The sequence below is a fragment of the Streptomyces sp. PT12 genome (assembly GCF_003311645.1).
In the GTDB taxonomy this organism is placed as follows: Bacteria; Actinomycetota; Actinomycetes; order Streptomycetales; family Streptomycetaceae; genus Streptomyces.
Map to the genome: position 1 here is coordinate 35,649 of NZ_QEST01000079.1, position 12,169 is coordinate 47,817.

At 71.6% G+C, this 12,169-nt stretch carries 13 protein-coding genes; 12 read left to right on the plus strand and 1 reads right to left on the minus strand.

Going from position 1 to position 12,169, the window contains the following annotated elements; translation table 11 throughout:
• Positions 1-285: 285 nt before the first annotated feature.
• On the plus strand, positions 286-585 hold the full coding sequence (locus DEH69_RS06570) for a DUF4193 domain-containing protein (RefSeq protein ID WP_049571160.1): 300 nt from the start codon (positions 286-288) through the stop codon (positions 583-585).
• 21 nt (positions 586-606) lie between these two features.
• Here DEH69_RS06570 and DEH69_RS06575 read toward each other — a convergent pair whose 3' ends face one another.
• A complete protein-coding gene (locus DEH69_RS06575) occupies positions 607-1,059 on the minus strand; it encodes a DUF3093 domain-containing protein (RefSeq protein WP_113685929.1) in 453 nt (150 codons plus the stop codon).
• 10 nt (positions 1,060-1,069) lie between these two features.
• Here DEH69_RS06575 and dut point away from each other — a divergent pair, with 10 nt between their 5' ends.
• The 11 genes from dut to DEH69_RS06630 all read left to right on the plus strand — a co-directional run bounded on the left by dut (position 1,070) and on the right by DEH69_RS06630 (position 12,135).
• Positions 1,070-1,642: a dUTP diphosphatase gene (dut, locus tag DEH69_RS06580; RefSeq protein WP_113686147.1), complete on the plus strand. Its 573-nt coding sequence runs from the start codon at positions 1,070-1,072 to the stop codon at positions 1,640-1,642.
• Position 1,643: 1 nt separating this feature from the next.
• A complete protein-coding gene (locus tag DEH69_RS06585; RefSeq protein WP_113685930.1) occupies positions 1,644-2,408 on the plus strand; it encodes a DUF3710 domain-containing protein in 765 nt (254 codons plus the stop codon).
• Between the two features lie 129 nt (positions 2,409-2,537).
• Positions 2,538-2,855, plus strand: a complete 318-nt coding sequence (locus tag DEH69_RS06590; protein WP_220131204.1) for a DUF6343 family protein — start codon at positions 2,538-2,540, stop codon at positions 2,853-2,855.
• Positions 2,856-3,058: 203 nt separating this feature from the next.
• Positions 3,059-3,148, plus strand: a complete 90-nt coding sequence (kdpF, locus tag DEH69_RS06595; protein WP_113685931.1) for a K(+)-transporting ATPase subunit F — start codon at positions 3,059-3,061, stop codon at positions 3,146-3,148.
• A gap of 9 nt (positions 3,149-3,157) precedes the next feature.
• The gene (kdpA, locus tag DEH69_RS06600) at positions 3,158-4,822 is read left to right on the plus strand and encodes a potassium-transporting ATPase subunit KdpA (RefSeq protein ID WP_181727298.1); all 1,665 of its coding nucleotides are present in this window, start codon (positions 3,158-3,160) and stop codon (positions 4,820-4,822) included.
• Positions 4,819-6,924, plus strand: coding sequence for a potassium-transporting ATPase subunit KdpB (kdpB, locus tag DEH69_RS06605; protein WP_113685932.1), 2,106 nt, complete (start codon positions 4,819-4,821; stop codon positions 6,922-6,924). Before kdpA ends, kdpB begins: the two co-directional genes overlap by 4 nt.
• Before the next feature lie 5 nt (positions 6,925-6,929).
• Positions 6,930-7,538 carry a potassium-transporting ATPase subunit KdpC gene (gene kdpC, locus DEH69_RS06610; protein ID WP_113685933.1) on the plus strand — a complete coding sequence of 203 codons (609 nt, stop codon included), beginning with the start codon at positions 6,930-6,932 and terminating at the stop codon, positions 7,536-7,538.
• Between the two features lie 79 nt (positions 7,539-7,617).
• Positions 7,618-10,188, plus strand: a complete 2,571-nt coding sequence (locus tag DEH69_RS06615; protein WP_113685934.1) for a sensor histidine kinase KdpD — start codon at positions 7,618-7,620, stop codon at positions 10,186-10,188.
• A complete protein-coding gene (locus DEH69_RS06620) occupies positions 10,163-10,843 on the plus strand; it encodes a response regulator (RefSeq protein WP_113685935.1) in 681 nt (226 codons plus the stop codon). The genes DEH69_RS06615 and DEH69_RS06620 overlap by 26 nt, the downstream gene beginning before the upstream one ends.
• 55 nt (positions 10,844-10,898) lie before the next feature.
• Positions 10,899-11,309 carry an OB-fold nucleic acid binding domain-containing protein gene (locus DEH69_RS06625; protein ID WP_113685936.1) on the plus strand — a complete coding sequence of 137 codons (411 nt, stop codon included), beginning with the start codon at positions 10,899-10,901 and terminating at the stop codon, positions 11,307-11,309.
• A 49-nt stretch (positions 11,310-11,358) separates the two neighbouring features.
• Positions 11,359-12,135, plus strand: coding sequence for a DUF3159 domain-containing protein (locus DEH69_RS06630; protein WP_258534519.1), 777 nt, complete (start codon positions 11,359-11,361; stop codon positions 12,133-12,135).
• Positions 12,136-12,169 lie beyond the last annotated feature (34 nt).

A 12,169-nucleotide genomic window follows, 5' to 3' on the forward strand; every position in this document is an offset into this window, starting at 1 on the left:
GAGTCCGGTCTGAGCACACGAGGGGACGGGAAAGAAGGAGATGTGATCAATCACATACCGGTGCGGGAGCGGCGCGTGCACGCCCCTGCCGCAACAGGCGTTTTGGCCCGTTAACGGCCCGATCGGCAGCCGGAATGATCACCTCTTCAGGCGTTCGGTTGGGTGTCGATTGAGTAACACCACTTGATGTGAGGCAAAATCTCCGCCTCAGGTCGGGCACAAAGTCCGACCCCCCGCGCGTTACGAGCGCTGGAGATACCACAGACACCCGGAGGGGGAGAACGAATGGCAACCGACTACGACACTCCACGCAAGACCGACGATGATGTCAACGAGGACAGCATCGAGGAGCTGAAGGCCCGGCGGAACGACAAGTCGGCGTCCACGGTCGATGTCGACGAGTTCGAGCAGGCGGAGGGCTTGGAGCTGCCGGGCGCCGACCTGTCGAACGAGGAGCTGTCGGTCCGGGTGCTTCCTCGGCAGGCCGACGAGTTCACCTGCATGAGCTGCTTCCTGGTGCACCATCGCTCGCAGCTCGCCTCGGAGAAGGACGGCCAGCCCATCTGCCGCGACTGCGCGGCATGAGTGTCCGCGCCCGGACCCTGGCTACGCCACGTCCGGGCGGGACGCGACCAGCGCCGCGGTGAGCCGGTCGGGACGGCGGGTCGACAGATAGAGGTAGGGCGTCGGATCGTCCGGGTCCACCACCTCGACCCGCACCGCCGTCGGGATGTAGGCGCGCAGCAGCATGTGTGCCCGGGCATCCGCTCGATGGGAGCGCCACGCGCGCGCCTCGTCGGCGTCGAGAGCCCGGGCCTCTCCCAGGGCCGTGAGGGGAATCCGCGCCTGTCCGGCGATCAGGGAGTCGGCCACCACCCTGATCCTGGCCGAGCCGTAGGCGCTCAGCGCCACCCCGGCCACCGCGCCGCCCACCGCGAGCCCGCACAGCACAGGGACGGCGCCCAGCGGAGCCAGGGCGACCCCGAACAGGGCCACGCCGAGGGCGGCGAGCAGCCACCACGTTCTCGGCACCGTCAGTCGCTCGTCATAGGGCTTCATGGGCCCAAGCATGGCAGGCTCGTCCCCCGCGCCGCCGCGCGGCGGTAGGGTCTGCACCGTGAGTGCCCCCGCGAGCAGAGCCCCCGTAGACGTGCTGATCCGGCGGATGGACCCGTCGGTCCCCGTGCCGGCCCGGGCGCACCCCGGCGACGCCGGCGTCGACCTGATCACCACCGAGGCCGCCGAGCTGGCTCCCGGCGAGCGCGCCGTGCTGCCCACCGGCGTTTCGATCGCCCTCCCCGACGGGTACGCGGCCTTCGTGCACCCTCGTTCCGGCCTCGCCGCCCGCTGCGGGGTGGCCATGGTGAACGCCCCGGGGACTATCGACGCCGGGTACCGTGGGGAGATCAAGGTCATCGTGATCAATCTGGATCCGCGGGAGACCGTAAGGTTCCAGCCATTCGACCGGATCGCCCAGCTCGTTGTCCAGCGGGTGGAGACGGTCCGTTTTCACGAGGTCGCGGAGCTGCCGGGATCGGCGCGGGCCATGGGGGGTTTCGGCTCGACGGGCGGCCATCCCGGCGTGCTCACCCCTTATGCTGCGGTCGGTCCCGGCGGGACTGCCGACCGGAAAGGACAATGACGTGTTCGGACGTCGTCGCAAGCGGAACGAGGAGCCCGAGGACGCGGTCGAGGCCACCGCGGACGAGGAGGCTCTGGACGAGGACGAGGTGCGCCGGGTCAAGCTCGAGCCCGCGCCCCGGCCTGAGGGTCCCTGGGACGTGAGCGAGGTCGGCAAGCCGGCCGAGGGCCGCGTCGACCTCGGTGGCCTCTTCGTCCCCGGCGTGCAGGGCATGGAGCTGCGCGTCGAGGTCGCGGGGGAGGCGATCGTCGCCGCGACCGTGGTCGTCAAGGACAGCGCGGTCCAGCTCCAGGCGTTCGCCGCCCCCAAGCGCGAGGGCATCTGGGCCGAGGTCCGCGAGGAGATCGCCGCGGGGATCACGCAGCAGGGCGGCGTGATCGACGAGATCGAGGGCCCGCTCGGCTGGGAGCTGCGCGCCAAGGTGCCGGTGCAGCTGCCCGACGGCAAGCGCGGCATGCAGGTTGTGCGCTTCGTCGGCGTGGATGGCCCGCGCTGGTTCCTGCGCGGTGTGATCTCGGGGCAGGGCGCGGTGCAGCCCCAGGCCGGTGGCCTCCTGGAGCAGATCTTCAAGGACACCGTCGTGGTCCGCGGGGATTCGCCCATGGCGCCCCGCGACCCGATCGTCCTCAAACTTCCCCAGGACGCCCAGATGGTGCCCGACGGGGTCAAGCAGGAGCAGGCGCCCGACGACGGGGCGCCCGTCTCCCGTTTCGCGGGCGGCCTCGACAAGCTGCGCCGCGGTCCGGAGATCTCCGAGGTCAGATAGGGCGGGGCGCGGCCGAAGGGCCGCGCCGACGGACGGCACGCGCGCACCCCGCCGGGCGGCGGCGGGGTGTGTCACGGGTGTCATGGCGGCCGCCCAGGGGTACCCGTGGGCCTCCGGGAGGAGGCCACCATGGTCGACGGACGCCATGAGCGGACCGGCACCGAGCCGGTGACCGCGTACAGCGCTTTGCGGCTGCGACTGCTGCTGTCCGGCATCTTTCTGCCCTTCTTCGCGCTGCTGACCGTTCTCTTCGCCATCTGGTGGGGGGTTTCGGGCAGGGGGGCCCTGGCGGGTCTGACGCTGGCCTCCGCCGTCCTGACGGCGATCGCGGCGATCGACCTGGGGATCATCCTGCGCCGCCGCCGTGAGCAGGGGCGCGACCCGGAGCGGGAAGCGGGCCGTGAGGCCGACACGGAAGAGGACAGCGGGGGACAAGAGGCCGCGTAAGCGTCCCGTCAAGTCTGAGCCGGGCCGTGTCAGAGCCGCGTCAAGGAAGGACCGATCGCGCTCGGGCGGGGGTTCCCTGAAGGGGTCAGCAACACCGACCCCTGTCCCCTTCAGGAGCATTCGATGGCCGATGTGGTCTTCGTCCTCGTCACCGCGGCGGGCTTCGCCCTGGTGGCGCTCGTCGCCCAAGGGGTGACGAAGCTGTGACCGCTGAGAACATCGCGGGCCTGTGCGTGTCCGTGGCACTGCTGGGATACCTCGTCCTGGCCCTGCTGTTCCCCGAGAAGTTCTGAGCGCCCGCGGTGAACGACTCTCTCGCGGACATACTCTCCGTCTCCGCCCTGATCGTGGCCCTCGTGCTCGTGCACCGCCCGCTGGGCGACTACATGGCCGCCGTCTACTCGAGCACGAGGCACCTGCGCGTCGAGCGGTGGATCTACCGCTCGATCGGCGCCGATCCCGACGCGGAGATGCGCTGGCCCGCGTATCTGCGCGGGGTGCTGGCGTTCTCGTTCGTCGGTGTCCTCTTCCTCTACCTGCTCCAGCGGATCCAGAACCACCTCCCCTGGTCACTCGGCTTCGACCCGATCGCGCCCGACCAGGCGTTCAACACCGCCGTGTCGTTCGTGGCGAACACGAACTGGCAGTCCTACTCGGGCGAGGCCGCCATGGGGCACCTCGTCCAGGCCGGCGGCCTCGCCGTGCAGAACTTCGTCTCCGCCGCCGTCGGCATGGCCGTGGCCGTCGCCCTCGTGCGCGGCTTCGCGCGCTTCCGCACGGGCGACCTCGGCAACTTCTGGGCCGACCTGGTGCGCGGCACGATCCGCATCCTGCTGCCGGTCGCGGCGCTCTTCGCGATCGTCCTGGTCGCGCTCGGCGCCATCCAGAACTTCTCCGACGTCGAGCAGGTGCGCACCCTCACCGGCACGGACCAGGGCATCACCGGCGGCCCCGTGGCGTCCCAGGAGGCCATCAAGCACCTGGGCACCAACGGCGGCGGCTTCTACAACGCCAACTCCGCCCACCCGTTCTCCAACCCCGACGCGATCAGCAACCTGCTGCTGATCTTCCTGATCCTGGTGATCCCGTTCTCGATGCCCCGCACGTTCGGCAGGATGGTCGGCAACGTCAGGCAGGGCTGGACGATCGTCGCCGCGATGGGCGTGATCTGGCTGGCCGGCGTCATCGCCGTCACCGTTGTCGAGCACCAGGCGCCCGGCACCGCGTCGCAGCTGGCGGGCGGGTCGATGGAGGGCAAGGAGCAGCGGTTCGGCGAGGGCGCCTCCTCGCTGTTCGCGGTCTCCACCACCATGACCTCGACCGGTGCGGTCAACTCCTTCCACGACTCCTTCCAGGGGCTCTCGGGCGGCGTGCTGATCTTCGGCATGGTGCTCGGCGAGGTCGCCCCCGGCGGCGTCGGCTCCGGCCTCTACGGCATGCTGGTGCTGGCCGTGATCGCGGTGTTCATCTCCGGGCTCATGGTCGGCCGCACGCCCGAGTACCTGGGCAAGAAGCTCGGTGCCCGCGAGATCAAGCTCGCGGCCCTCACCATCCTCGTCACCCCGGCCCTGGTGCTCGGCGGCACCGCCTATGCCATGGCCAACGGCGACGGCGAGGAGGCGATGACCAACGTCGGCGCCCACGGCTTCTCCGAGGTCCTCTACGCCTACGCTTCCGCGTCGAACAACAACGGCAGCGCGTTCGCGGGCTTCGGCGCCGACACGGAGTTCTTCAACACCACGCTCGGCCTGTGCATGCTGCTCGGCCGCTTCCTGCCCATGGTGTTCGTGCTCGCCCTGGCCGGCTCGCTGGCCGAGCAGCGGCGCGTCCCCGTCACAGCGGGCACGCTGCGCACCCACCAACCCCTCTTCGCCGGGATGCTCGTGGCCAGCACGGTCGTCGTCGCGGGCCTCACGTTCTTCCCGGCGCTCTCCCTCGGCCCCCTCGCGGAAGGACTCGCGACATGAGCACCAAGACGCCGGTCCGCCCACGACCGGAGAAGACCCCCCGACGCGCCGAAGACCAGGCGTCCAAGGGCCGCGTCCGCCACGGCGCCTTCGACCCCGCGCTCCTGTGGGAGTCGCTGCCCGAGGCGTTCCGCAAGCTGCGCCCGCGGCTGCTCGTCAGGTCGCCCGTCATGTTCGTGGTCGGCGTCGGCTCGCTGCTCACCACGGTGCTGGCCTTCACCGACCCGGCCGACTGGTTCGGCTGGACCATCGCCGCGTGGCTGTGGCTGACCGTCCTGTTCGGCAACCTCGCCGAGGCCGTCGCCGAGGGCCGCGGCCGGGCGCAGGCCGACTCGCTGCGCAAGGCGCGCACCGACACGGTGGCCCGCAGGCAGGGGCCGCGCGGCGAGGAGCGGGTGCTCGGCACCGAGCTGCGCCCGGGCGACCGCGTCGTCTGCGAGGCGGGCGACGTCATCCCGGGCGACGGCGACGTCATCGAGGGCGTCGCCTCGGTCGACGAGTCCGCCATCACCGGCGAGTCGGCTCCCGTCATCCGCGAGTCGGGCGGCGACCGCTCCGCGGTCACCGGCGGCACCCGGGTGCTGTCCGACCGGATCGTGGTCAGGATCACCGCCAAGCCGGGCGAGACGTTCCTCGACCGCATGATCAGCCTCGTCGAGGGCGCCGCCCGGCAGAAGACGCCCAACGAGATCGCGCTCAACATCCTGCTGGCGAGCCTGACCGTCGTCTTCCTCATGGCGATCGTCACGCTCCAGCCGTTCGCCGTCTACGCCGGGGCCGAGCAGTCCCTCGTGGTGCTCACCGCGCTGCTGGTCTGCCTCATCCCGACCACGATCGGCGCGCTGCTGTCCGCGATCGGCATCGCAGGGATGGACCGCCTGGTGCAGCGCAACGTCCTGGCGACCTCGGGGCGCGCGGTCGAGGCGGCGGGCGACGTGTCCACGCTGCTGCTCGACAAGACCGGCACGATCACCCATGGCAATCGGCAGGCGTCCGTCCTCGTGACCGCCCCCGGGATCGCCGAGGCCGAACTGGCCGACGCCGCGCAGCTGTCGTCCCTCGCGGACGAGACGCCCGAAGGCCGTTCGATCGTCGCGCTCGCCCTCGCGCGCCACGGGCGCGGGGAGTGTTCCAGGGAGTCGGTCGAGGGCGCCGCGTGGGTGCCGTTCACCGCGGGGACCCGGATGTCCGGCGTGGACACGCGCTCCGTGCGGATCCGCAAGGGCGCCGTCGGCGCGGTCACCGGCTGGGTGACCGAGCGGGGCGGCACCGTTCCCGCCCCGATCCTGGGCGCCGTCGAGGCCATCAGCGCGGGCGGCGGCACCCCGCTGCTCGTCGCGGAGGAGCGCGAAGGCACCGCGCGCGTGCTGGGCGCCATCCACCTCAAGGACGTCGTCAAGGACGGCATGGCGGAACGGTTCGCCGAGCTGCGCCGGATGGGCATCAGAACGGTCATGATCACCGGCGACAACGCCAGGACCGCCCGGGCCATCGCCGAGGAGGCGGGCGTCGACGACTACCTCGCCGAGGCCACCCCCGAGGACAAGATGGCGCTCATCCGGCGCGAGCAGGCGGGCGGCCGCCTGGTCGCCATGACGGGCGACGGCACCAACGACGCCCCCGCCCTCGCCCAGGCCGACGTCGGGGTCGCCATGAACACCGGCACCTCCGCCGCCAAGGAGGCCGGGAACATGGTCGATCTGGACTCCGATCCGACCAAGCTGATCGAGATCGTTCAGATCGGCAAGCAGTTGCTCATCACGCGCGGCGCGCTGACTACGTTCTCCATCGCCAACGACATCGCGAAGTACTTCGCGATCATCCCCGCGATGTTCGCCGTGGCCTACCCGAGCCTGAACGACCTCAACGTCATGGGGCTCACCTCGCCCGAGTCGGCCATCCTCTCGGCGGTCGTCTTCAACGCGCTGATCATCGTGGGCCTGGTGCCGCTCGCCCTGCGCGGCGTCGGCTACCGGCCGATGGGCGCCGAGCGGATGCTCCGCCGCAACCTCGCCGTCTACGGCGTCGGCGGCCTGATCGCCCCGTTCCTCGGGATCAAGCTCATCGACCTGCTCCTCTCCCTCATCCCCGGCATTGGGTGACCCTTATGTCCTTCAACCCACGCGTCATGGCCCGGCCCCTGTGGGCGGCGCTCAGGGCGCTCCTCGTCCTCACCCTGGTCACCGGCGTGATCTACCCGGCGGTGATCACGGGCGCGGCACAGGCGGCGTTCCCCGGCGAGGCACAGGGCTCGATGGTCGAAGCGGAAGGCCGCGAGGTCGGCTCCGAGCTCATCGGCCAGACCTGGAACGACGCGGACGGCGACCCCGATCCGCGGTGGTTCCAGCCCCGCCCTTCCCACAGCGGCTACGACCCGGGCGCCACCGGCTCGGGCCAGCTCGGCGCGAGCGACCCCACGCTGGTGGAGACGGTGGCCGAGGCCAGGCGGCGGGTCGCCGCGTTCAACGGCGTGCGCGAGGACGAGGTCCCGCCCGACGCCGTCACGGGCTCGGGCTCCGCCGTCGACCCGCACATCTCGCCCGAGTACGCGGAGCTCCAGGTGCGCCGGGTCGCCGAGGCCAACGGCCTGTCGGCCGACGAGGTCGCGGCCCTGGTCGAGGACCGCGTCGAGGGGCGTGACCTGGGCTTCCTCGGCAACGAGCGGGTCAATGTCCTCGACCTCAACCTCGCCGTGCGCGAGCTGGCGCACGGCTGAACACCGCAGCCGCCCCGCGGCCGGCCCGCCCCGCAACCGGGCGGGCCGGCGACCACGGCGGGTGAGCGAGAATGGAAATATGGCACGTCGCGGCAGATTGCGAATCTATCTGGGCGCCGCCCCTGGCGTGGGCAAGACCTACGCCATGCTCTCCGAGGCCCACCGCCGCGCCGAGCGCGGCACCGACCTGGTCGTCGCCCTCGTCGAGCACCACGACAGGCCCCGCACCCAGGTCCTCCTCCAGGGGCTCGAGCAGGTCCCGCGCAAGGAGTTCACCTACCGCGAGCGGGTCTTCGGCGAGATGGACACGGACGCCGTGATCCGCCGCGCCCCGAAGGTCGCCGTCGTGGACGAGCTGGCCCACACGAACGTGCCGGGCTCGCGCCACGAGAAGCGGTACCAGGACATCGAGGAGCTGCTCGACGCGGGCATCGACGTCATCTCCACGGTCAACATCCAGCACCTTGAGTCCCTTGGCGATGTCGTCGAGTCGATCACCGGCGTACGCCAGCGCGAGACCGTGCCCGACGAGGTCGTCCGCAGCGCCGACCAGATCGAGCTGGTCGACATGGCGCCCGAGGCGCTGCGCCGCCGCATGGCCCACGGGAACATCTACGCCCCCGACCAGGTGGACGCCGCCCTGTCGCACTACTTCAGGCCCGGGAACCTCACGGCCCTGCGCGAGCTGGCGCTGCTGTGGACCGCCGACCGCGTGGACGCCTACCTCCAGCGGTACCGCAGCGAGCACGGCATACGGTCCACGTGGCACGCCAGGGAGCGCATCGTCGTCGGGCTCACCGGCGGCCCCGAGGGCAGCACCCTGATCCGGCGCGCGGCCCGCATGGCGGCCAAGAGCTCGGGCAGCGAGGTGCTTGCCGTCTACGTCTCCCGCTCCGACGGCCTGACCTCGGCGTCCCCGCGCGAGCTCGCCGCCCAGCGGACGCTGGTCGAGCAGCTGGGCGGATCGTTTCACCATGTGATCGGCGACGACATCCCCGCCTCGCTCCTCGACTTCGCCCGCGGGGTCAACGCCAACCAGATCGTGCTCGGCTCCAGCCGCCGCAAGGCGTGGCAGTACATCTTCGGGCCCGGCGTGGGCTCCACCGTGGCCCGCGAGTCGGGCTCCGACATCGATGTGCACATCGTCACCCACGACGAGGTGGCCAAGGGCCGGGGGCTGCCCTCGGCGCGCGGCGCCAGACTGGGCCGCTCCCGGCTGATCACCGGCTGGATCATCGGCATCGCGGGCCCGCTGCTGCTGACCCTGGCGATGCCCGAGCCGTCGCCGGGCGCGGAGTTCGCCAGTGACGTGCTGCTGTTCCTCTCGGTCACCGTGCTGGCCGCCCTGACCGGCGGCCTCTACCCCGGCGTCGTCTCCGCCTTCGTCGGCTCCCTCCTGCTGAACTACTACTTCGCCAGGCCCACCCGCCAGTGGTCGGTCTCCGAGGCCCACAACGTCGTGGCGATCGTCGTCTTCTTCGCCATCGCCGTGGCCGTGGCGACGGTGGTGGACCGCTCGGCCCGCCGCACCCAGCAGGCGGCCAGGCTGCGCGCCGAGTCCGAGACGCTGACGCTGCTCGCCGGGAGCGTGCTGCGCGGCGAGGACTCCCTGACCGCCCTGCTCGAACGGGCCAGGGAGACCTTCGGCATGGACACGGCCGCCCTGCTCGAACGCGACCCCGAGCGCCGCACGTGGTCCTGCGTCGGCAGCGTCTCCGTCACCGACCAGGCCCGCCCGCTCAACAAGCCCGACGACGCCGACGTGGACGTGCCCGTGGGCGACCGGACGATGCTCGCGCTCTCGGGCCGGGTGCTGCCCGCAGAGGACCGCCGCGTGCTGACCGCGTTCGCCGCCCACGCCGCGGCGATCCTGGACCGCCAGCGGCTCAAGGACGAGGCGGGCCGAGCCCACAAGCTGGCCGAGGGGAACAGGATCCGCACCGCCCTGCTCGCCGCCGTCTCGCACGACCTGCGCACGCCGCTCTCCGCGATCAAGGCGAGCGTCTCCAGCCTGCGCTCCGACGACGTCGCCTGGTCCGACGAGGACGAGGCCGACCTCCTCGAGGCCATCGAGCAGGGCGCCGACCGCCTCGACCAGCTGGTGGGCAACCTCCTGGACATGTCCAGGCTCCAGACCGGCACCGTCGAGCCGCTGATCCGCGAGATCGACCTGGACGAGGTGGTGCCGAGGGCGCTCACCGGCATGCCAGACGTCTCCCAGGTGCAGCTGGACATCCCCGAGTCGCTGCCGTTCGCCGCGGCCGACCCGGGGCTGCTCGAACGCAGCGTCGCCAACATCGTGGAGAACGCCGTCAAGTACAGCCCGCACGGCCAGCGCGTCCTGGTCCGCGCCAGCACCCTGGGGAACACGGTCGAGCTACGCGTCGTTGACCGGGGGCCCGGCGTTCCCGAGGGCGACAGGGAGCGGATCTTCGAGCCGTTCCAGCGGTACGGGGACACCCCGAGGGGCAACGGCGTCGGCCTCGGGCTCGCCGTCGCCCGCGGCTTCGCCGAGGCGATGCGCGGCACCCTGCACGCCGAGGACACCCCGGGCGGAGGGCTGACCATGGTGCTCACTCTCCCCACCGCACGCCAGACGGCCAGGACAGAACGGGAGGCAGCCCATGCACCGGGTCCTCGTGGTCGATGACGAGCCGCAGATCCTGCGGGCGCTCGTCATCAACCTCAAGGCGCGCAAGTACGAGGTCGACACCGCGGCCGACGGCGCTTCGGCCCTGCGCCTCGCGGCCGACCGGCACCCCGATGTGATCATCCTCGACCTCGGGCTGCCCGACATGGACGGCGTCCGGGTCATCACCGGCATCCGCGGCTGGACCCGGGTGCCGATCATCGTCCTCTCCGCCCGCCACACCTCGGACGAGAAGGTCGAGGCGCTCGACGCGGGCGCGGACGACTACGTGACCAAGCCGTTCGGCATGGACGAGCTGCTGGCCAGGCTCCGCGCCGCGGTGCGCCGCGCCGAGCCGAGCGCCGCCGAGGACGAGGCGGTCGTGGACATCGGCGGCTTCACCATCGACCTCGCGGCCAAGAAGGTCCACCGCGACGGGCGCGACATCCGCCTCACCCCGACCGAGTGGCACCTGCTCGAGGTGCTGATCCGCAACACAGGCCGCCTCGTCAGCCAGAAGCAGCTGCTCCAGGAGGTGTGGGGCCCGTCCTACGGCACCGAGACGAACTATCTGCGGGTCTACATGGCGCAGCTGCGCCGCAAGCTCGAGGCCGACCCCTCGGCGCCGCGCCACCTGATCACGGAGCCCGGCATGGGATACCGGTTCGAGCGCTGATCGGGATCCGCCCGAGCGGGACCCCCGCCGGGCGCGCCCACGTTACGCTGATGGCATGAGTGCCGATGGTGGCTCGGGGGCCCGGAAGCGCGGGGGCCGCCTGTGGCGGCTCCTGGGGCGGAGCGGCCCCGGCGATGGCGGGGATCTCAGCGCGGCGGACGAGCCTCCCGATGCGGGCTGCACCCGGATCAGGGACTGCGGCGAGGGACCTGCCGGTCGCCCCGTGGTCCGGGTGACCGGTACGCTGCGCACCGTGACCGAGCGGGCGGTGGCGGGCCTGCCCGCGCTCCAGGCCGAGCTGGACGACGGCAGCGCCTCGCTCCAGGTGGTCTGGCTGGGGCGGCGCGCCATCGCCGGCATCGAGCCGGGGCGTTCCATCGTCGCCTCAGGGCGGGTCACGGTGACGCACGGCAGGCCGGTGTTGTTCAATCCCCGTTACCAGCTGCAACCCCGTGGACAGGAGTAGCCAGGTGAACCCACCGGAGCGCCGTGCGGACGAGGCAGGCCCCCCCGAGGTGGACGAGGCGGCGACGCGCGAGGCGTTCTTCGAGGCGTTCGGCGGCGTCCGCGGCATGGTGGAGACCACGGTCCCCGGGCTGGTCTTCGTGCTGAGCTACACGATCAACCGCAGCATCAACGTCTCGGCCGTCGCGGCCCTCAGCCTCTCCGCCGTGCTCCTGGTCGCGCGCCTCGCGCGGCGGGACACCGCCAAGCACGCGTTCGGCGGGATCTTCGGCGTCGGCTTCGGCGCCCTCTTCGCGATGATGTCCGGCGACGCGAAGAACTTCTACCTCCCCGGCATGCTCTACACCCTGGGCCTCGGCGTCGCCTATGTGGTCACCTCGCTGGCCGGGGTGCCGCTGCTCGGCGTGGTCCTGGGCCCCGTGTTCAAGGAGAACCTCTCCTGGCGCACCCGCAACCCAGGGCGCAAGGCGGCCTACACCAAGGCAAGTTACGTGTGGGGCGCGATCCTGCTCGGCAAGTCGGCGATCACCTTCCCCATCTACTTCTGGGGCGACGCCACCCAGCTCGGCTGGCTCCGCGTGGCCCTGGGCATCCCGCCGTTCCTGCTGGCCGTCTACCTCACATGGATCATCCTGGTGAAGGCGCCCGCCCCGATCGATGTGATCGCGGAGTGGGAGGAGCGCGAGAGGGCCAAGGAGGCCGCGAAAAAACGGGCGAAGGAAGCGGCGGAGGAAGCCGGGCAGAAGGCCGCCAGGGGCGCGGCGGCGGCCGAGGCGGGCCCGCCCGACGGCGAGAAGGACCGGCTCGGCTCACGCACCTCCGACTGACGCCTGAACGCCTTACGCCTCTGAACGCCTGACG

Coding starts and splice junctions, on each gene's coding strand:
- DEH69_RS06570 (WP_049571160.1), top strand. CDS start 286: ATGGCAACCGACTACGACACTCCACGCAAGACCGACGATGATGTCAAC.
- DEH69_RS06625 (WP_113685936.1), top strand. CDS start 10,899: ATGAGTGCCGATGGTGGCTCGGGGGCCCGGAAGCGCGGGGGCCGCCTG.
- DEH69_RS06615 (WP_113685934.1), top strand. CDS start 7,618: ATGGCACGTCGCGGCAGATTGCGAATCTATCTGGGCGCCGCCCCTGGC.
- kdpB (WP_113685932.1), top strand. CDS start 4,819: ATGAGCACCAAGACGCCGGTCCGCCCACGACCGGAGAAGACCCCCCGA.
- DEH69_RS06590 (WP_220131204.1), top strand. CDS start 2,538: ATGGTCGACGGACGCCATGAGCGGACCGGCACCGAGCCGGTGACCGCG.
- DEH69_RS06620 (WP_113685935.1), top strand. CDS start 10,163: ATGCACCGGGTCCTCGTGGTCGATGACGAGCCGCAGATCCTGCGGGCG.
- kdpC (WP_113685933.1), top strand. CDS start 6,930: ATGTCCTTCAACCCACGCGTCATGGCCCGGCCCCTGTGGGCGGCGCTC.
- DEH69_RS06575 (WP_113685929.1), bottom strand. CDS start 1,059: ATGAAGCCCTATGACGAGCGACTGACGGTGCCGAGAACGTGGTGGCTG.
- dut (WP_113686147.1), top strand. CDS start 1,070: ATGGCAGGCTCGTCCCCCGCGCCGCCGCGCGGCGGTAGGGTCTGCACC.